Raw genomic sequence first — 20,169 nt, 5'->3', positions numbered from 1 at the left:
AAATAAAATAACAAATCGCATAATCGTTTGTATAAACAAGAGAAAGGAGGATAGAACTTTATGATTGACAACAGCACATTACTAGAATTACAGAACGGTTATCGATTTGATCAGCATGCTAAAAGCTACGCATGCTTATTTTGTCATAAAACTTACCAACAGGGCATCATCTATTCAATAGGAGAGGTGCTTTATGAAGCGGAAAAGGCTATGCTCGTGCACATACAGCAATCACATGGCTCTGTTTTTGAAACATTAATTCAATTAGATAAAAAATATACAGGATTATCTGACGTCCAAAGGGAAATGCTACAGCTATTTTATCAAGGGCTGTCCGACAAGGAAATATTGGAGCGATCTTCGTCGGGAAGCATCTCGACCATTCGCCAACATCGATTCAAGCTGAAGGAAAAGGAAAGGCAGGCAAAAATTTTTCTTGCTCTGATGGCCAACCTGGACAATAGCAGAGTACCCATGAAAGATAGCCCTATTCACAAGGAGGAAACAATAGTGGATTCACGCTATGGGATTACAGAAAATGAACGAGAAAAAGTACTGCAAACATATTTTAAAAATGGATTAGATGGGGCAGTGGATATTTTCCCAAGTAAGGAAAAACGAAAAATCATGGTGCTGCAGCATATTTTGAAGCGTTTTGATCAAGAAAAGAAATATTCTGAGAAGGAAGTCAACGACATCATTAAAACGGCTCACGATGATTATGTGACGGTGCGTCGCTATTTTATTGAATATGGATTTATGGATCGTAATAGCGATGGCTCACAGTACTGGGTTATCACTGACTAACGTTTTTTTTCAACAGATGTTGAATAAAACAGTCAAAAAAAATCAACTTTTCTTCGGTTTTTTTTTGAAGAGAGGTTGATTTTTTATTTGTATTAATGAACTTTTTTTATTCTACATATGAAAAAAAAGAGCCATCACCTTCCATGGGTGCTGACTCTTGGATGGAATATTTTAAAAATTCCCAATGTTATTCTGTAAAAAGAAGGAAAACACTAACGTTTTATGAATGCTATTCTTCCAAATAAGAAATTTCTTTTTGGACGGCTACTTTTGTTCCGCCAAACTCTTCCGCAATATAATCCTGTACCTCTTCACTGTGATACAGCTCGGCCAATTTCAAAATATCAGGATCATCAGCATTTTCTTTTTGCGTCACCAGAATATTGATGTTGTTTTTGGTGTCCTCGCTGACTTCCTCGTAATACAGTGAATCTTCCAATACGTTCAATCCCCCTTCGAGAGCAACGGAATTACTGATTAAAGCAAGAGCGACATCCGCCAAAACACGTGGTCCGGTGGTGTCTTCAATTTCCACAAACTCAAGATTTTTCGGATTTCCCACAATATCAGCGGTGGTCCCCAACGCGTCAAAGTCGTCCGTCAGCGTCAGCAAACCGGCTGCCTGCAATAACAACAGACCCCGCGAGGCATTTGAAGGGTTGTCCGCAATGGCAACAACGGCTCCATCAGGAATTTCTTCAAGAGTCGTGTATTTTTCGGAATAGACGCCCATCGGTTCGAGATAAGTAGTCGCGAATGCTGTCAATTCGGCGCCTGTTTGCTCGTTAAAGGATTGCAGATATGCCCATGACTGGAAAGCATTCACATCCACTTCCTCATCGACGGTTGCCGTGTTCAGTTGCGGACCTCCATCAATGTCCTTTATCTCAAGCGTAAGCCCAGCTTTTTGAGCGGCTTCAGATTCCGCGATATATTCCCATATTTGCGCATCCGATGACTGCGACCCGATCGTGATCGTTTTAGATTCAATTGAAGCAGCCGTCTCCGTTGAGGCCTCAGTGGCAGAACCCTCTGTATTTCCACATCCTGCCAATAAGGTCAACAGCATCGCTGCCGTCAGTAAACTTTTCCATTTATTATTCAAATTTAACTCTCCTTTTCTTTTCAATTCATCGTCATGCCGCCCGTAACGTTGATCGCCTGGCCGGTCATATAGCTGGCTAAGGGACTCGCAAGGAATAAAACGACATTCGCTACATCTTCTGGCTGTGCTGTCCGCCCCAGCGGCACTTGCGAGCAATCTTCAGCATATATCTCATCGGCCGTCATACCCCTGATCAATCCACCTTTGACCCTTTCGCGGTGCTTCATATCCGTTTCCACAATTCCCGGGCAGACGGCATTCACAAGGATTTTGTCTCTCGCCAATTCTTTAGCCATGGTTCTCGTTAATCCAAGGACGGCATGTTTTGATGCCACGTAGGCACCCATTGCCGTGTAGCCATTTTTGCCCGCTTGGGAAGAAATTTGAATGATGCGGCCGCCTTTTTTGGCTTGCTGCATGATTTTCCCAACTCGTCTGGAAGTGAGGAATACCCCTTTTGCGTTGACCGCCATCACCTTCTCCCAGTCGGAAACAGAGCTGTCCACAACATAATCCATCGTGGAAGTTCCGGCGCAATTCACTAAAATATTCACAGTAGAAAAGTGTTCCAGACTATTATTGATCCAACGATCGACAGAATTCTCATCCGCTACATCCAATTGCGCAACGGCCAATCTATTAGACACAATTTCAAATTCCTTTTCGTTCCCCAAATCGCCCGAAATGACGGTAGCACCGGCTTCCAGAAAGCGCCTGACGATTCCTTCTCCGATTCCGGTTTTTCCTCCCGTAACCAAAGCCACTTTTCCTGACAGATCTATCGAAATCACGCAGAATCCTCCTCAAGATGCATTCAATATCTAATCATTTCGTTACTGCTGTAAAGCGAACTATGAAATCCCTTTTCGCTCAAATGGGTCGCGGCTGATTCCTTTCTCCAAGACGATTTTCGCATATTCTTTCGCGGAAAATAACGAGTGGTCTTTATAATTTCCACAAGAGATAGGGGAAACTGCCGGCACTTCCTCTATTTCAAGGACGCGCTGCAAAGTTTTCTCCAACGCTACCGCTACTTTTTCAGGTTCATGCTCATCCCAAAGGATCATGTAAAATCCAGTGCGACAGCCCATCGGTGAAATGTCAATAATGCTTTCAAGTTCATCACGCAAATACGTTGCCAACAAATGTTCCAATGTATGCAATGCAGCAGTCGGTAACGCATCTTCATTTGGTTGCAAGAAGCGTAAATCATATTTTTGTACTGTGCTGCCATTCTCGTTATGCTCAACCCCTGCCGCTCTTACATAGGGCGCCTTCACCAAATTGTGGTCCAATTCAAAACTTTCTACTTTTGCCATTTTCTATTCCTCCTAGTAGTTTATGTTTAGTCTCGCTATGTTTTATATTCTGGAAGTCTTAAATTTTCAAAATATATAGCTCTATTTCAACTCATCTGGAATGAACCAGTAGTTATCTGTATTGACCTCATTCAAATGCGCTTTGAATTCATCTGAGCGATAAGCTTCAACAATAGCTTCTGCCCAATCAGTTTCTTCGTTACCACTGTTCACAATGGCATGCAGAACCAACTGCGGCAAAATGTCTTCATTCAATAGGCTGTCATTTGAACTCAATCCAGCTGCATATAAAATACTGCCAGGAATTACCCCATAACTTACATCCGATAATGATCTAGGGATTTGTGCTGAACTCATCTCAACTATTTCTAGATTATATAGATTTTCAATGATGTTATCTTTAGTGGAAGCCATTGGTTCAATACTCTCATCAAGCTTGATCCAGCCTGCCTTTTGCAGAACCAAAAGCGCTCTCGCCGTGTTGGAGGCATCATCCGGAATAGCGATTATATCTCCATCTACAACCTCATCAATTGAGCCTTTCGTGGCAGAATGTATCCCTGTCGGAACAGTAGGTATTGGTGTGATTGCAACCAATTCAGCATTCGCCTCTTTATTGAAGTTATTCATGTACGCCAAATGCTGGTCGACATTCACATCGATAGCCCCTTCTTGCAACGCGACATCTACTTGGCGCACCTCCGTAAATACCGTTTCTGTTACTGTGTATCCTTGATCTTCCAAAATAGGTACAATACCATCCATGAACAATTCACTATAAGGACCAGGTGAGGTTCCTATAGTAATATTTTCTTTTGTTTCCTCGGATTCCGTCTGCGCTGCTGAACTGTTGTCATCAGTTGCAACGCCCGTATTCCCGCATCCAGCCAAAGTCAATAAACTAACCATTGAAAGTGCCATAAGTGTTCGCTTTTTTATCATCTATATCCCTCCAACATTTTCTGTTGTTCAAAAAATATCTCATTGTTGCTAAAATATAGTTTAACACTCAGGATGCATCATTGGATAATATGTAAAATCGAACACGTTTGATAGCAAAATTCGAATGCTGAATATGCATTCCGGAATTCAATCGGTGCCTGTTGATCCTCTTCTCCGGACAACAACGGTTTGGTCGAAGATTCAACTCGGATTTTGATCGTCAACTCCGGCGGAATACACTCGACCGGAGAAGAATGATTGTTTAGGCCGGCTTCGCCGGAGAACAGCAAAGGCCGCCTCGAAATGAGACGGCCTTTGCTATGATAAGCTGATTTTTTCCTTTTTGCGATCAACGCCTAGCCTTTAACAACCCCAAGCGTTTCCAACTTACGGATAGGCTCAATCAAATCCAGTTCATTGGCGATGATAAAATCGATGTCTTTATAGGCAAGCCGGGCTTCCTCCCCTATGTCGCGTTTCCTTGTCTTCCCCAGAAAAATCCCCCTCGAGTCGAGATCGAAGATTGTATCATCCATACCGAACGTTTCCAACGCCTCTGTCCTGCTCATCTGGCGGCCGGCCCCGTGCGAGCAAGAATGAAAGCTCTCTGGATTCCCTTTCCCTTTAACCAGATAGGAACTCATCCCCATTGCGCCCGGGATGATTCCCCATTCACCTTCCCTGACCCGTATGGCCCCTTTCCGATGCACCCAGACCATCTTCCCGGTATGTTCTTCGTAAGCGGCATAATTATGGTGACAGTCGATCGGTTCAGATAGTTCAATCTCGGTAAAACCCGCATACTCGACAACCAGATGACGAATGATTTCGATGACAATCCCCATAATTTTCGCCCGGTTCTCTTTGGCGAATGCCATGGCAAATTCCATCCATCGGAAATACTCCTTTCCGATGTCACTTTCCGTCGGCAGATTAGCCAAATTCCACTCTGGAGGAACGGATGATTTCTGCTGTATGTTCAGTTGCTTCGCTTTATCATCAAAATAATGACAGACTGCATCCCCGACATTCCGCGAACCGGTATGGACCATCACTCCCACCAATCCCTGTTCATCTGTTTGCAGCTCGATAAAGTGATTCCCACCGCCGAGCGTCCCTGCTTGAAAATAGGCCTCATCCAACACATAGGCAAGCTCCTTGGTAGCACCCACCTTTTCCTGTTCTTCCAGATACCAAGAAAACTTCCGGACAGCTTCGCTTGCTTGTTTGCGTTTATGCTTCTCATAACCGTTCGGAATGCTCCGCAGAATAGTGTTGACGATGGTTTGCGCTAACTTCCCATCGGGCGTCTCTTCCGTAATAAGAATTTCCGCGGGAATATTGGTTTGTACAAAAGTCATGCCACAACCAATATCGGCCCCGACTGCATTCGGGACAATCATCCCTTCAGCAGCTAGAATGCCCCCGATGGGCATGCCGTACCCGGCGTGGGCATCCGGCATGAGGGCAATGTGTTGGTAAGCAAATGGCAGATTAGCCAGATTTTTTGCTTGTTCCAGACAAATTCTATCCAGTTGGTCTGTATTCTCAAGCCAAATCTTTATCGGCACTTTCTGTTCAGTTGATTCATATAAGGTAAACATACTTCATCCCCCATAAGTCGAAATTTATTTATCCAACAACTTACTCGCTGAATCAGCTGTTTCTTCCAAATCTTAGAAAAAATGATTTTTTCGAACACAAATTATTGCAGCTCCATCATATTCACGAAGGCAGCGGGTACCGTTATGGTTTCTCCAATGGTGGAATCATAGCTAATCGTTCCAGCTGCTGTTCCATAAAATTTGATAAGGGCATTTTCCGAAATCCCGAATTCGTTGATATTCGATTCATATCCTAAAAAAATGACAGCCCCCTCCTTATCATCAACCGCCACTAACATTTGCGAAGATCCTTCGCCTTGCATCACTTGAATGACCCGCCCGGACATGGCAATCAGTTCAGAATAATAGGTATCGGGTGCCTGTGCCAATTGATCATACGTAATATCCGTCCGGTAATTCGCGGGATCTTTGAGTTTTGCCTCTGCTTCAGCCTGCGCTTTGGCTTGAGCTTCAGCATCAGCCTTGGCTTCCGCCGCCTGGACGGCAGCCTCAGCACGTTCAGCCGCTTCAGCTTGTTCAGTACTTTCTGCAGCCGCCATCTCTTCAAAGTTAGCTATTGCTATTTTCGCTGCTGTATTCGATGCGTTTGTTTCCGCCGTGTCCGTTCCTCCACCGAATACAGCCATCACACCTACCGCCACAACAAAAATTAACCAAAACCACCATTTTTTCAATAATAGTATTCCGCTTGCATTATTACCTGTCTTCTTAGCCAAGAAATCCACCTCCCAAATTCTTTTCCCCTTTTCATCTGCTCGTTCCAGCACTATTCCCGCCTCTTATTCCTGGACAGAAAGTCGGGATCTCTTCTTAAAATATAACCATATTATACCGCTAATGGACACGCAAGCGATATTTATTCGCTATCCTGCATTTGCCCACCCATTTGCCGAAATAAAAAAAAAAGCACTTGTTAGAATCAATCTCTAAACAAGTGCTTCATCTTTTATTTGGATGGACCTGAGACAAATCTTTCAATCTCTCAGCCCTTAGATCTTTGCTTAAATCAGGAAGTCGCACGCAGTAACTCTGCATCGCCATTGTACGCCAATGCTTGCGCGCCTTCTTCACCAGTGCTTACGCGGATGACATTCTCAACATCATAGACAAATATTTTTCCGTCGCCGATATTCCCCGTATACAACGCTTTTCTGGCAGTTTCGATCACTTGTTGAAGCGGCACATTGCTGATCACGACTTCCACCCGGACTTTAGGCAGCAAATCCGCATCGGTTTCCACCCCACGATAATAAGTCGTATGTCCTTTTTGCACGCCGTAACCAAATACATTTACGACCGTCATGCCCGTGATGCCGATGCCGTTCAAAGCTTTTTTCAAATGATCAAATTTGCTCTCATTGATCAAGATTTCAACTTTGGTCATTTTACCCGTTTTATATGCCTTGTTGCTCGGCAGTGCTGTCGCGTGGTTTTCCACAACAACGGCTTCATCCATAGCGACTACTTCTGACCCGAACTGCTTTTTCGGGGAAATGGCTGGAGTAGCTGGAATGGCACTAGGTTCATGCGCACCTACAGCAAGGCCTCCAGCACTGACCGAACCATAAGCCGTTTCACCATGCAAGGAATAATCCAAACCATCTTCTTCTTCCTCTTCGGATGCCCTTACCGGCATGACGAGGCTGATCAGTTTCAGGATGGCAAAAGAAATGATGGCTGAGTACGCAGTGACTGCAACGATGCTGATGATTTCAACGAGCAGCAGTGTCGTGTTTCCGTCCACCAATCCACCTGTTATATCAGGATTGATTGTGGATGTCGCGAAAATCCCGGCTGAGATTCCGCCCCAAATCCCGCCGACGCCATGACAGCCAAACGCATCGAGTGCATCATCATAACCGATTCTCTTTTTCAATTCAGTGACAGCGAAGAAACAAAGTATCCCGCCGACGAAACCGATGAGCAGAGCCGAGAATGGGCTGACGTAACCGGCACTTTGCGTAATCGAGCCAAGCCCGGCGATGATTCCGCTGACCAAGCCTAAAGCAGTTGGTCTCTTGTGCAGAACCCATTCGCACATGAGCCAGCTGAATCCAGCAGCTGCTCCTGATACGGTCGTTGTGATGAAGGCATTCATTGCAATGCCGTTGATGCTGAGCGCGCTGCCGGCATTGAAGCCGAACCAGCCGAACAGCAATAGACCGGCGCCAATCATCGTCATCGGGATGTTATGCGGTCGGACAGAGTCTTTATTGGTTCTCTTTCCGACGAAGATCGCAGCCACAAGCGCTGAAATGCCGGCGCTGACATGAATGACCGTTCCGCCTGCGAAATCGAGGGCACCCATTTCACGGATCCACCCGCCATTGCCCCATACCCAATGCGCGATCGGATCGTAGACCAAGGTTGTCCACAGCAATACGAATGCCAAGTACGCCGGGAATTTCATTCTTTCTGCAACGCTTCCGGAAATGATTGCAGGGGTGATGATCGCAAATGCCAATTGGAACATCATGAATAACTGATGCGGGATTGTCGGAGCATAATCGACAGGGGCAAAACCAACATTTTTAAGAAAAGCAAATGAAAAGTCGCCGATGATTGAGTGGTCTCCTCCAAATGACAAGGAATAACCTAAAATTATCCATTGTATAACCACAACTACAATAGCTGCATAACTATGCATGGTGGTGCTCAGAACATTTTTTGCTCTGACCATCCCTCCGTAAAATAAAGATAACGCTGGGGTCATCAGCAGGACCATTACCGTTGCGAGGAACATGAAAGTCGTGTCCGCCATATTGATATTCATTTAATTGCTCTCCTTTGATTGAAATTTCTAATTTGTTCTTAACTCTGGAGCAAATTATATAGCCAAAAAAGCAGATAGTCATTTCGATTCTCACAGCTGATGGGACTATTTGTAACACAGGGTTGGTATTATACGCAAACGCATGATAACGCAACCAAAACAAAAACATACGACTTCCACCTATAGGAATACATCCTGAAATATAGGCTGGTTCGTTGCTTATATGCCCCGAAAATAGGGATTCTGACTACAAATCATGCACATAATGTGTGCTTTCTTTTCGTTGCATCCCCTCCGCCAAGCTACGATCACTGTGTGAATAAGCTCACATAAGCTGTCACTGCCCAGCAAAAACAAACAGATGAAAAAGCCTATAATATAAGCTTTTCCAGTGGCTTCTATCAATAAAATGGTGAATTTCAGAAAAAGTGAGGATTTGGTGATTGGATGACATTATAGAGGAATTCCTGTTTTATCGATTTGTCTATTTTTTCTGCTTTCCCCCAAAAAAATGACTTTCGCATGGCAGTATTATTGCCTATTGACGTCAGCTTTCGGCGTCGTTCACTTTGAAATCGCAAAGAATATCTGAACACACAAAAACGGAAGGCCCGTTACGGGCTTTCCGCTTTATCGATTCTGTTCTCTTTTTTTTCTTAGTTATTTCTGTCTTTGTAGTTCTTATGCTGTCATACCAATATTTCCCTCAAAGAAATTTGATAGAACTTACACTCTCTTCCCGCTGATCAACTGAACTATGACCAGAATGAGCGCAATGACCAAAAGAACGTGTATCAAAGCTCCTCCGGTAGCAGTAAAAAATCCAAGTGCCCATAAAACAAAGATGATCGCTGCAATTGTCCATAACAAATGAATCACCCTATTCCTTTTGTTTTTAAGATTACTCCTTGTAAGATATGTTACGCCTCAACCTTGTCAAAGCCTACTATAAAACAATCTACGGTTTTGTTTTGCTGTCGACATAGGTAAAATCCTCTGTGCCGGATTCGACACCCACGATATAGCTAGTCTCTTTCATTGTTTCTCTATCATCAGAAAATTCTATTTTTTTATCCTCTTCTCCGCCCTTAGAATCCGTCGTCCGGATGGTTATCGTGTTATCTTCTTCATTGGACTCCACGACCACATAGCTCATTTCGGTTTTCGTACCCTCATCATCCATTTCAATCAGTTCCGTTGCAGTGAAGTAATAATCCGGGGATCCCATCGTATTTACCCAGTGTCCTACCAAGGCTTCCTCAACTGTTTCTGGTTCTTTCTCAACGGTTACGGTACAGCCTCCCAACAAAATGAAGCCGAATAGCACAAGCATGTAAATGAAGACCTTGTTTCTTCTCATTTTAAACGCTCCCTTTTCTGTGTCATCCAAAGAAATAAAAGTGACAATGAAACGATTTGACTGCAACCTGCTCCCAAAAGGAAGCGCTACCATTCCCAGCCCCATTTTACCACAAAAGCTACCCTTATGCGTATGAATAACACCTTGCTGCAATACCTCGATATATGCCGATTATTTAGTATTTAATACACGTATCAGTTGACGTTTCGGCAGGTCCGCGACTATCAAATAGGATATTCTGATGGAAAAAAAGCGGAAAGCCTATCGATGTAGGCTTTCTGCTGAATAGATTCTGTTCTTGTTTCCAGTCATTTCTGGTGAGGATGGTGTTGCTCCTGCTATTTATATTTTATTTCTTATAGCCTTCCATTGGAGCAGCGCTTGCCAAGAACGCATCCGATGATGGCTTAGCATCCGTTGAGAGGTGGATCTGCTCTTTGTAGACGCTGGTCAGATAGGTTTCCATTGCTCTCGGAATCGCTAGTTCTTCGAAGTCTGTAGGAGCAATAGTATAACGAATACTTGCCTCATCATTCGTCATGACTTTTTGAACCTATTGTGGTTCCCGGATAAGCTCACGGCCAAGAGCAACTAGTTCCAATCCATCATCCATAGCTTTTTGAACCTCGGCTGGAGTTTCCATGGAGCCCACACCAATCAACGGCAATTCATTATTTAAGACAGCCAGCATTTGTTCCACAATGGGAACCGAATTGCTTTTGTCGTTCATTGACGTCCGTGAAATATGACCGATAGATACATGAAGATAGTCAATCTTAGCTTGTTTTAGTTTTTCGATTAAAGCGAAAGTGTCTTCCAAACGGATTCCCGGAGTTTCGAATTCTTCCGGCGACACACGATAGCCAAGAAGAAACGTTTTTGACCCATGCTCTTTTATAACTTCTTGAACTTTCTTGACGACTGCTAAAGGAAAGCGAATGCGATTTTCAAAGCTACCGCCCCATTGATCTGTTCTTCTGTTTGAATGGGGAGAAACAAATTGTTGCAGTAAATACGTATTGGCTCCGTGAAGTTCAATACCATCAAAACCAGCTTTGACCGCTCTTAACGTTGCTTCACCAAAATCCTCAATAATTTGTTCAATCTCAGGTTCCGTTAAGGCTCTAGGCGTTTCTGCTCCCTGTCTTTCAGCAGCTATTGCACTGGCACTAACCGTTTGTTTCCCTCGCAAAACTTTTGAATTGCTCATTCGACCAGCATGGAATAATTGCAATACCGCTTTTGTCCCGTCCTGTTTAATTGCCGTTGCAATCTTAGTTAAATCACGAATAAAACGATCATCTGTTGCGCTGAATGCTCCTTCAAATCCTTTGCCGTCCTCTGATACATTGGCAACCGCAGTGATGATCATGCCTGGACCGCCGCCGCGACGGTGATAATAATTCACCTCATCGGTTGTCACATGGCCATCATGAAAGCTTGACATGGTTGTCATAGGTGCCATCACGATTCTATTTTTTAGTTCCAAGCCATTCGAAAAACGATAGGCTTCCAAACAATTGTATTTTGTCACTTTATATAATCTCCTATCTCAAGCGGATACCTTTTAATCTGTTTGCAATTCCCGGACTGTAGCCAATTATCCGTCCCGTTACTCAACCATGTCCCTGCAGATTCGAGCCCTTTCACTTCCTACTGTTGTGGGTCCGCTGTGGCCGGAATAAAGGACAGTGTCTTCTGGCAAGGTTAAGATTTTTGTGATTACCTCTGTAAACAACTGAACTTCATCTCCTCCATAAAAATCACTGATTCCTAAGCTTCCTTTAAAAATACTGTCTCCCACAAAGGCAGCCTGCTCTTCTTTGCTGTAAAATGCTACACCATCTGTTGTGTGACCGGGAACATGCATTACCTGAACCAGCATGTCAGGATTTGATTCTAAAGTAATCACTTCTCCATGCTTTATGTACTGCACATCTTTCAAAATTACTTTTAATCCATTTTCTTCCGACAAATTCCATATAGGGTTCGTTATGTAGCGCTCCCCTTGTTCATGGATATAAATCGGAGCCTGCAGTTTTTGACTGACTTCTTCAGCCGCACCGATATGATCAAAATGCCCATGTGTGATCAGTATTTTTTCTATTTGAAAGCCGTATCTTTGAATTACCTCTAGAATCAAATCTGCATTTGCGCCTGGATCGATCAAAAATCCGTGTTTCGTTTCTTTATCAATCAAAAAGTAGGCATTTGTTTTAAAAACACCTGTAACCGGCAGTGTATATATCATTAAATCCCTCTATTCTACCCAATGTAAAAAGATTGTTTATATGCTGCAGCCATCTATTCCGCAAGCCATTCCATCATTTAATAATTCCAGTTGTTGCTTTTCTTCATCCAGAATGTTCAATAAAGTCTCTTTGATAAAAACAGCAGGCTGTGCTCCTGATATTGCGTATTTTCGATTGATCAAAAAGTAAGGCACGGAACGTATCCCCAAAGAGGCAGCTTCCTGCTCATCTTGGCGCACTTCTGATGCATAAAGGTCTGATTCAATCACTCTTCTTACTTCAAATTCGGAGATTCCCACTTCAGAGCCAATTTTTATCAGTACTTTTGGGTCACTTAATTCTTTATTTCCATTAAAATATGCATGAAACAGCTTTTCAGTAATTTCATGGCCTTTACCGCGTCCTTCAGCATATTTTGTCAACCTGTGTGCATCCAGCATATTTGTGTACTGGGTAGTCTCGTAATGGAAAACCAACCCAACATTTTTGGCTGCTTCATTAACATTTTCTATCATCTGCATGGTTTGTTGACTATTGTATCCATACTTTCGGGCGATACGATCAGGAGTGGGACCTGTAACCTGGGCACTGGCTGTCACATCCAATTCGAAACTCTTCATTATAATTTCAATGGACTTGCTGTCTGGGATTCCCTTCATAGCCAACTCCAGATTTCTTTTACCTATATAGCAAAAAGGACATGCATAATCTGACCAAATTTCTATCTTCACAATTTACCTCCTTCTAAAATAATTACTTTCTTTTTTGTGAATATGCTATTATTATATTTGAAAATAATAGCAGAACAAGTACGCAAAAATAACAGAGTAACTATACAAAAAGATAGAATTGTGTACGATACAGGCTTACGCCCATAAAATTTTTTTTAGAAATGTGTGGTTAATACAATGCAGCATGATAACCCAGCTTTTTCCGATTGCCCTCTTGAATATGCCATCAGTATCCTCGGGGGAAAGTGGAAATCACGCGTACTCTGGACCATTTATACATCCAAGTCCATACGTTTCAACCAATTGAAACGGGAACTTAACGGTATCACCGATATGATGCTGACTAAAATCCTAAAAGAATTTGTTGCCCAAAACATTGTCATTCGTCTCCAATATAATGAGGTTCCGCCACGCGTTGAATACTCTTTATCCGAGAATGGTTTGAAATTAGTGGAATCCTTGAGCGAAATCCGAAAATGGTCTCGGGAAGTCCACTGATATAGACAAAAACAGTAGCTGCGCTGGTAGAGTTGGTTAAGGTCTTTCGGACCCCAACTTGCCAGCTTTTTGGTTTCTCATGGATGGACCGGAACGCAAAAGAAAAGCGAAAAGCCTGTGTTTATAGGCTTCCCGCTCAGTCGGTGCTATTCTCTTTTTCAATTCGTTTGTGAAGCCAGTTTAGCAGGAATGCTATATCAGTTAGCAAAGGGGCTTAACCCTTCGTAGCTGTCGTTGTGGATTGTATCAGATTTTAAATAGTTAATGATTGATTCCGGAATTTCCACACCTTCAGACTTGTTCCTCTCGTAGCGCTCGTTGGATCCTTGACCCGGATAGCGGACGCTTGAATAGCCTGCTGCTGGTTTGATGGCGTTCAATTCCTCCATCGTTTGGCTGATATGCTGCTTAAATGTATCAGCATCCCCAAAGCGCGCTGGATCGAGGATAATGTAGAGTTGACCTAAGTTGCGGCCAGCATGCAAGTCATTGTACATGGAACTGACGTGTTTCCCGAATGGCAAATTCATTAGGACACCGGAAAAGACATCGACCATCATCATCAGTCCATAACCTTTAGGGCCGGCGATAGGCATCAATCCTCTCACTGCGTTTGGATCTTTTGTCGGCTGTCCTTCTTCATCAACAGCCCAATCTGCCGGAATTTCACGCCCTTTTGAGCGGGCATCCAAGATTTTTCCCCATGCCTGCACAGTAGTTGCCATATCAAATATCAGTGGCGTCTCCGTCGCACTCGGCGCACCGAAACCGAGCGGATTGGTCCCGTAATACACTTCTGCGCCCCCAAAAGGCACAGCCATCGGATCTGATTGCGTCATTGCCACACCGGCTAAACCTGCTTCGGCAATTTTGCGCAAATAGTAGGACAATGTTCCCGTATGCCCGCATTTGGACATCCCGATAACCGCCACACCGGATTCTTTCGCCATTTTGATGGCTGGTTCCAAGGCTAAGTTCGCCACGTACTGTCCTTGCGCGTTATCCCCATGGAAAACACCAGAGCTTTCCCCGGTTTTTTCAAATTTGATTTCCGGATCTAAAGTGATGCCACCTTTATGGATGCGTTCCGAATAGTACTCCACCCGAACCGCGCCATGTGAGTGCACACCGCATAAGTCTGCATACACCAAGTGATTCGCTGTTTCTACTGCTTGGACTTCCGGCAAACCAGCCGCTTGGAGTTTATTTTGGATCAATGCGTGCAACGCATCCGGAGTAACTTTTATTAATTTTTCTTCCGACATGAACGATTCCTCCTTCGTTTTCTACAATGATGGCTAGACTGAATGACGGAAGTCACCAAACAAACTGATTCCGCCTAGTCATAAAGCGCTACCATTTTAATATATTCACATTATCACAAGAACATTCGGAGGGATTTAGCTGAATTGCACAAATTGACTATAATTCCTTGGCCAAATCGAACGAACAAAAAGAAAACGGAATGACAGTTGTTTATAAAAATTCTGCGAAAACACGCCAAATCGGAACCATATTCGGTATAATACAAGAGTACATGGCATGTAACGATGCACAGAATCAGATGATTAAGGGAGATAAAATGAGAAATATAAAAATGACGATCGAGTATGATGGCGGCAGATACCTGGGCTGGCAAAGGCTCGGGGATTCGGACAAAACCATTCAAGGTAAAATAGAGAATATCCTGTCGGCGATGACAGGAACAGAGATTGAAATCATCGGCTCGGGCCGGACGGATGCCGGCACCCACGCCAGAGGGCAAGTCGCCAATTTCAAGACGACATCCAATATGGATTTGAAGGCGATGCAGGATCATCTGATCCGTTATCTTCCGCGCGACATTGTCGTCAAAGAACTGGAGGAGGTTCCGGAAAGGTTCCATGCCCGCTATCATGCAGTCGGAAAGACATACAGCTATCATGTTTGGAATAATGTCGTGCCTTCCGCATTTGAACGCCACTACAGCTACCATTACCCTGGACACCTTGACATCGACAGAATGAACGAGGCTTGCAGCAAGCTTGTCGGAGCCCACGACTTCCTCGGTTTCTCTTCACTCAAGAAGTCGAAAAAATCGACGGTCAGGACCATCAACGACATTACGATCCAGCAGGAAGGCAATCTGCTGCACTTCTTTTTCACAGGGGAAGGCTTCCTCTACAATATGGTCCGGATCATGATGGGGACCATTCTGGAAATCGGGGCCGGGACGATGGAGCCGGACTATATTGACGCCATCATCAAGAGCGGAATCCGAAGCGAGGCCGGGATGACGGTGCCTTCCCACGGACTGTTCCTGGATGCAGTTTACTACGATTGACAAAAAGCCCGTAACAAAAAAAGTAGACGAATACGCTGCGGTTTTTCGCAAGTATCCGGCTATTTTTTATTGATTGTCACCTGTCCGCCTAGATTTTTTTCGACCAGGTAAGGAACAAACTATATTTGGATTAAGGAAGTGTCCACATGCGTATTAATAAATTTATAAGTGAAGCAGGCCAAGCCTCCAGACGAGGCGCTGACAAGCTGATTACTGGGGGGCGTGTAACGATCAATGGAAAGCGGGCAACGATTGGCAGCCAAGTGGAGCCGGGGGATGATGTTCGCGTAAACGGCAACCAGCTTTTCGTAGCCCGTAACAATGTCTATATTGCCTTGAACAAACCAGTCGGCATCACGAGCACGACCGAAAAAGGCGTCAAGGGAAATATTGTCGATTTGGTTAACCATCCTTTCCGGGTTTTCCATATTGGGCGCCTCGATAAAGATTCCGAGGGCTTGATCCTACTCACAAATGACGGCGATATCGTCAATGAAATTTTGCGTTCTGAGAACCAGCATGAGAAGGAATACGTTGTCTCCGTAGACCGCCCGATCACGCCTGAATTCTTGAAGCAGATGTCAGAAGGGGTCAAAATATTGGATACGGTCACCCTGCCTTGCAGAGTCGAACAGCTATCAAAATATGATTTTAAAATCATCTTAACCCAAGGACTCAACCGTCAAATACGCCGCATGTGCGAGGAATTGGGATACAACGTTTACCGGTTGCAAAGAATCCGCATCATGAATATCCAGTTGGACAATCTTCCTGTGGGACAATGGCGCTACCTGTCCAAGAAGGAGAAGGCACAGTTATTCCAAGAGTTGAATTACGAACCTAAAGAATGGTAAAACCAGAGGACCAGAATGGCCTCTCCTACGACTTCCTCATCCATTTTCATTTTCCGCATAAAGAAAGGCCAAGATCCGTTTAGTTGGGATCTTGGCCTTCTTTTTTGTACCCTAGTTCATGGAGTTGACATATTTCAAAAGAGAGATATTCCTTGTTTTGATTTTTCAGCAGGCGTTCATTCTCTTCTCTCCTTGAACAAAATCAATAAGTCGATTTATTTTCAACTACTACGATTTTCCCTTTCATTGTGGGATGTATTCCGCAAGAATAATCATAAGTTCCCGCTGTTGTAAACGTAAATTCAAATGTTTCTCCTTTTTCCAAATCAGGAGAGTTGAAGGCAGATGCTTTGATGTTGTGAACTGTAGCCTCGTTATTAGTCCATTCCACTGTAGCGCCTTTTCGTACAGTTAGATTCGAGGGTGTAAAAGAAGAATTTTCGATGCTTACTGCAGGTGATTGACTGTTTGTGGCGTCAGTTGAATTTCCATTTGTGTTTGATGAGCAAGAAGTAAACAAGACGGCCAAAAAAAGTATCAGGAATACGCTAAACACTTTTTTCTTCATAATAGATCCTTCCCCTTTCCTTTAAAAAAAGCCTATCACAAATTGCATCTTCAGATTCGGATGACATAATACTTGCTTTCATTTTCAAACAATTCTTAAATACGCCCTTATATTTCATCAAATTAGTAATCTGGTATGTATTTCCAATTTTCCTTATAAACATATCGTGAGTTACTTCGCATGTTCATTATACAGCGCACATTTTCCTTTGTAAAAAAAACCTCCCTATCCACTGGTAAATAAAACTGGCTAAATTAGACTTGAAATTTCTGCAGATAATTATTCTTGAGAAGCATTTTCTGGTATTATATTCTTATGACATTTTAATGGAGGAAAATCAAACATGTTGGAATTTAAACAAAATATACGGGGAAATGTGGCCCTTGGTGTAAACCCGCTTGGATGCAAGCAGGAAGTATTGAATGAAATCGACTATGTTAAAAACAAAGGAACTTTTGCTGGTCCGAAAAAAGTACTGATCATTGGGGCGTCATCAAGCTACGGCTTAGCCACCCGAATCAGCTTGGCTTTCGGTGCAGGAGCGGATACAATCGGCGTTTCTTTTGAAAAGGGACCGAAAAACGAAAGGAACCTCGGCACAGCCGGTTGGTACAACAATATCGCTTTTCGTGAAGCAGCTGAAAAAGAAGGTCTGATCGCCAAAAACTTTGTGCAGGACGCCTTCAGCCACGAAAGCAAACAAGAAGTCATCGAGTATATCAAGAACGAGTTCGGCGGCAAAGTGGACCTAGTCGTTTATAGCTTGGCAAGCGGCAGAAGGACAGATCCCGATACCGGTGAGACGTACACTTCCGCAATCAAAGCGCTTGGGGAGCCAGTGGTTGGTCCTAATATCAATATGCAAAATCAGGATTTCTATACGGAGACGTTGGAACCAGCAACTGATCAAGAAATCGCTGGTACGCTTAAAGTTATGGGTGGAGAAGACTGGCAATTATGGATGGAAGCGTTGAAAGAAGCCGATGTATTGGCCGATGGGATTCTCACGACAAATTACTCTTATTTGGGAACAGAGCTGAACCGTCCTTACTACGGTGGCGGCACCCTTGGTCTTGCTAAAGCAGACTGTGATGAAAAGGCGAAGACTATCAATGCGTTGTTGGCTGACATCAACGGAAAAGCCCAGATTGTAGTGGCTACTGCCGTGACCACTAAAGCAAGCTCCGTGATTCCGTTCTTCCCTGTTTATTGCATCGGTCTTTACAAAGTGATGACCGAAAAAGGCACGCATGAAACACCGATCATGCACATCGACCGCATTTATCGCGATATGATTTTTGGCGACAAGGCCGAGTATGATGAAGTTGGCCGCCTGAGACCGGATAGCTGGGAACTCGACAGCGACACGCAAGCGGCAACGAAAGCCCTGATCCAACAATTGAACAAAGAGAATTTCAATACTGATATAGCAGCGTATGACATCCTTTATAAAGAGTTTTCAATTTTAAGTGGCTTCATGGTTGATGGCTATGTTGAACAAGACGTTACGATTGAAGATTTGAAGGCATTGGAATATTAAGCTGTTTTAGTGACACAAACAACCTTTATCTGCAATAATGAATGAAAAGTCTTGGCTCTGTGAGTCAAGACTTTTCTGCTTCTACGGATAGCAACATAAGCGTTCCTCTTCAATTAATTTATCAGTACCCGTCTATATATTGGGCGTAAATCAAAATAGTGTTATAATAATAGACATTGATAAAGCAAAATTGAATAAGATTTCATTGATCAGAAACAACTATTGCTTCTGTAAAAGAAAGAAGGAAAAGGAATATGTTTAGAATAAGAAATTTTGAAGATAATAATGACGTGAAGATTGTGGAAGAGCTAGGAGCTTTTAAAGTAGTGGAATATTTAAAAGATTTGAGTGTCGATCATATGACAGCTCAAGCTGCGTACTACGCTTCTGAAATGAATGTCAGAAGAAGACAGCTAGTATGCGATGTCAATCTTTCCGACATTACCGTTCAGTCAGGAGCTATGCAGTGGATGGTGGGGAATGTGAGTGCTACAACAGGTATTAAAGGAGTAGGCGATTTTTTTGGAAAAGCTCTTCGAGGAAAGGTTACTAATGAATCTGCAATTAAGCCTGAGTACACAGGAACCGGCAAACTGGTATTAGAGCCAACCTACAAGCATATTTTGCTTATTGATGTTGATGACTGGAATGGCTCAATCGTGATCGAAGATGGATTGTTTTTGGCTTGTGATTCAGAATTGAATCACAAAGCCGTTATGAGGTCTAACCTTTCTTCTGTTGCAATGGGCGGAGAAGGTCTTTTCAACCTGGGGCTTTCTGGTGGAGGAATTGTCGCACTTGAATCGTATGTACCCAGAGAAGAACTGATAGAAATAGAGTTGGAAAATGATGAATTGAAGATTGATGGGAATATGGCGATCGCTTGGTCCGGCAGCCTAGAATTTACAGTAGCACGATCGGGCAAGACACTCATGGGTTCAGCCGCATCCGGCGAAGGTTTGGTAAACGTTTATCGTGGGACAGGCAAAGTTTTGATGGCGCCCGTTCTCAGATAAAAGAAAGTCGCTTAAAAATCCAGTAATACTTGCGTTCATTCAAAAAAGGATCGGAACAAAGTGTATTAAAAACACTTTGTTCCGATCCTTTTTCTTATCTGCCTGGATTGATTCCAAGAGAAATGCGTCCGTAGCGGGTGATGCGATCCAGCACCCAGGCGGGACTCCACACAATCTTAATTTTGACCTCATTGATGAAACCCAGCGGCTCAAGCTGTTCATGGACGCCCTTTAAAATATGCTCCGAACAAGAGCAACCGGCGCCTGTGAACGTTAATCGGACATTGCAACCCCCGTCGTGATCCAGGTCGATGCCATAGATCAATCCGAGATTGACGATATCAAGACCGATCTCCGTATCCATGACGTTCATCAGTTTTTCTTCCAGTTCTTCCTTATGCTGGCCCGCTTGACCAGTATACTCGATGCTTTGTTCCAAAATGTCGCACGCCTCCT

General features: G+C 43.6%; 20 protein-coding genes and 1 pseudogene. 6 read left to right on the top strand and 15 right to left on the bottom strand.

What is annotated here, in order from left to right; translation table 11 throughout:
* Positions 1 to 60: 60 nt before the first annotated feature.
* On the top strand, positions 61 to 807 hold the full coding sequence (locus tag AC0J5I_RS06460) for a DUF2087 domain-containing protein (RefSeq protein ID WP_475304817.1): 747 nt from the start codon (positions 61 to 63) through the stop codon (positions 805 to 807).
* Positions 808 to 1,036: 229 nt separating this feature from the next.
* Here the strand turns inward: AC0J5I_RS06460 and AC0J5I_RS06455 are convergent, their stop codons facing one another.
* The 12 genes and pseudogenes from AC0J5I_RS06455 to AC0J5I_RS06400 all read right to left on the bottom strand — a co-directional run bounded on the left by AC0J5I_RS06455 (position 1,037) and on the right by AC0J5I_RS06400 (position 12,914).
* Positions 1,037 to 1,912: a MetQ/NlpA family ABC transporter substrate-binding protein gene (locus tag AC0J5I_RS06455; protein WP_475304813.1), complete on the bottom strand. Its 876-nt coding sequence runs from the start codon at positions 1,910 to 1,912 to the stop codon at positions 1,037 to 1,039.
* 20 nt (positions 1,913 to 1,932) lie between these two features.
* Entirely contained in the window at positions 1,933 to 2,703 is a 771-nt protein-coding gene (locus AC0J5I_RS06450) for an SDR family NAD(P)-dependent oxidoreductase (RefSeq protein WP_475304810.1), read from the bottom strand.
* Positions 2,704 to 2,763: 60 nt separating this feature from the next.
* Positions 2,764 to 3,231 carry an S-ribosylhomocysteine lyase gene (locus AC0J5I_RS06445; RefSeq protein WP_475304807.1) on the bottom strand — a complete coding sequence of 156 codons (468 nt, stop codon included), beginning with the start codon at positions 3,229 to 3,231 and terminating at the stop codon, positions 2,764 to 2,766.
* Positions 3,232 to 3,312: 81 nt separating this feature from the next.
* Positions 3,313 to 4,173, bottom strand: coding sequence for a MetQ/NlpA family ABC transporter substrate-binding protein (locus tag AC0J5I_RS06440; RefSeq protein WP_475304802.1), 861 nt, complete (start codon positions 4,171 to 4,173; stop codon positions 3,313 to 3,315).
* Positions 4,174 to 4,529: 356 nt separating this feature from the next.
* Positions 4,530 to 5,777 (bottom strand): RtcB family protein, encoded by a 1,248-nt coding sequence (locus tag AC0J5I_RS06435; protein WP_475304798.1) that lies wholly within the window; start codon positions 5,775 to 5,777, stop codon positions 4,530 to 4,532.
* Between the two features lie 101 nt (positions 5,778 to 5,878).
* Entirely contained in the window at positions 5,879 to 6,565 is a 687-nt protein-coding gene (locus AC0J5I_RS06430) for a hypothetical protein (RefSeq protein ID WP_475304794.1), read from the bottom strand.
* Between the two features lie 239 nt (positions 6,566 to 6,804).
* Complete coding sequence (locus AC0J5I_RS06425; RefSeq protein WP_475304790.1) at positions 6,805 to 8,571, bottom strand: ammonium transporter; 1,767 nt, start codon at positions 8,569 to 8,571, stop codon at positions 6,805 to 6,807.
* A gap of 726 nt (positions 8,572 to 9,297) precedes the next feature.
* The gene (locus AC0J5I_RS06420; protein ID WP_349681721.1) at positions 9,298 to 9,450 is read right to left on the bottom strand and encodes a lmo0937 family membrane protein; all 153 of its coding nucleotides are present in this window, start codon (positions 9,448 to 9,450) and stop codon (positions 9,298 to 9,300) included.
* A 79-nt stretch (positions 9,451 to 9,529) separates the two neighbouring features.
* Positions 9,530 to 9,931, bottom strand: a complete 402-nt coding sequence (locus AC0J5I_RS06415) for a hypothetical protein (protein WP_107994658.1) — start codon at positions 9,929 to 9,931, stop codon at positions 9,530 to 9,532.
* A 349-nt stretch (positions 9,932 to 10,280) separates the two neighbouring features.
* Positions 10,281 to 11,465: pseudogene (locus AC0J5I_RS06410) on the bottom strand (NADH-dependent flavin oxidoreductase).
* Between the two features lie 78 nt (positions 11,466 to 11,543).
* A complete protein-coding gene (locus AC0J5I_RS06405; protein ID WP_475304785.1) occupies positions 11,544 to 12,182 on the bottom strand; it encodes an MBL fold metallo-hydrolase in 639 nt (212 codons plus the stop codon).
* Positions 12,183 to 12,218: 36 nt separating this feature from the next.
* Complete coding sequence (locus AC0J5I_RS06400) at positions 12,219 to 12,914, bottom strand: DsbA family oxidoreductase (RefSeq protein WP_475304782.1); 696 nt, start codon at positions 12,912 to 12,914, stop codon at positions 12,219 to 12,221.
* 177 nt (positions 12,915 to 13,091) lie between these two features.
* On the opposite strand from AC0J5I_RS06400, the gene AC0J5I_RS06395 reads away from it, so the two are divergent.
* Positions 13,092 to 13,412, top strand: coding sequence for a winged helix-turn-helix transcriptional regulator (locus AC0J5I_RS06395; RefSeq protein ID WP_106449893.1), 321 nt, complete (start codon positions 13,092 to 13,094; stop codon positions 13,410 to 13,412).
* A 197-nt stretch (positions 13,413 to 13,609) separates the two neighbouring features.
* Here AC0J5I_RS06395 and allD read toward each other — a convergent pair whose 3' ends face one another.
* Positions 13,610 to 14,677 (bottom strand): ureidoglycolate dehydrogenase, encoded by a 1,068-nt coding sequence (gene allD, locus AC0J5I_RS06390; RefSeq protein WP_475304777.1) that lies wholly within the window; start codon positions 14,675 to 14,677, stop codon positions 13,610 to 13,612.
* A gap of 317 nt (positions 14,678 to 14,994) precedes the next feature.
* Between allD and truA the strand changes: the two genes are divergently transcribed.
* Together truA and rluF are read left to right on the top strand one after the other, a co-directional pair.
* Positions 14,995 to 15,735 carry a tRNA pseudouridine(38-40) synthase TruA gene (gene truA / locus AC0J5I_RS06385; RefSeq protein ID WP_475304775.1) on the top strand — a complete coding sequence of 247 codons (741 nt, stop codon included), beginning with the start codon at positions 14,995 to 14,997 and terminating at the stop codon, positions 15,733 to 15,735.
* A 146-nt stretch (positions 15,736 to 15,881) separates the two neighbouring features.
* Positions 15,882 to 16,589: a 23S rRNA pseudouridine(2604) synthase RluF gene (rluF, locus tag AC0J5I_RS06380; RefSeq protein ID WP_475304773.1), complete on the top strand. Its 708-nt coding sequence runs from the start codon at positions 15,882 to 15,884 to the stop codon at positions 16,587 to 16,589.
* A 202-nt stretch (positions 16,590 to 16,791) separates the two neighbouring features.
* Here rluF and AC0J5I_RS06375 read toward each other — a convergent pair whose 3' ends face one another.
* Positions 16,792 to 17,157: a cupredoxin domain-containing protein gene (locus tag AC0J5I_RS06375; RefSeq protein ID WP_475304769.1), complete on the bottom strand. Its 366-nt coding sequence runs from the start codon at positions 17,155 to 17,157 to the stop codon at positions 16,792 to 16,794.
* Between the two features lie 343 nt (positions 17,158 to 17,500).
* Between AC0J5I_RS06375 and fabV the strand changes: the two genes are divergently transcribed.
* Positions 17,501 to 18,697, top strand: coding sequence for an enoyl-ACP reductase FabV (gene fabV / locus AC0J5I_RS06370; RefSeq protein ID WP_475304765.1), 1,197 nt, complete (start codon positions 17,501 to 17,503; stop codon positions 18,695 to 18,697).
* 254 nt (positions 18,698 to 18,951) lie between these two features.
* Positions 18,952 to 19,713, top strand: a complete 762-nt coding sequence (locus tag AC0J5I_RS06365) for an AIM24 family protein (protein WP_107994647.1) — start codon at positions 18,952 to 18,954, stop codon at positions 19,711 to 19,713.
* 94 nt (positions 19,714 to 19,807) lie between these two features.
* Here the strand turns inward: AC0J5I_RS06365 and AC0J5I_RS06360 are convergent, their stop codons facing one another.
* Positions 19,808 to 20,152 carry a metal-sulfur cluster assembly factor gene (locus tag AC0J5I_RS06360; RefSeq protein WP_475304760.1) on the bottom strand — a complete coding sequence of 115 codons (345 nt, stop codon included), beginning with the start codon at positions 20,150 to 20,152 and terminating at the stop codon, positions 19,808 to 19,810.
* Positions 20,153 to 20,169 lie beyond the last annotated feature (17 nt).

It is taken from the genome of Trichococcus sp. TS_SC_9 (genome assembly GCF_056156325.1).
The sequence above is the reverse complement of the archived record's forward strand: the minus strand, read 5'-3'. Positions and strand labels throughout refer to the sequence as shown.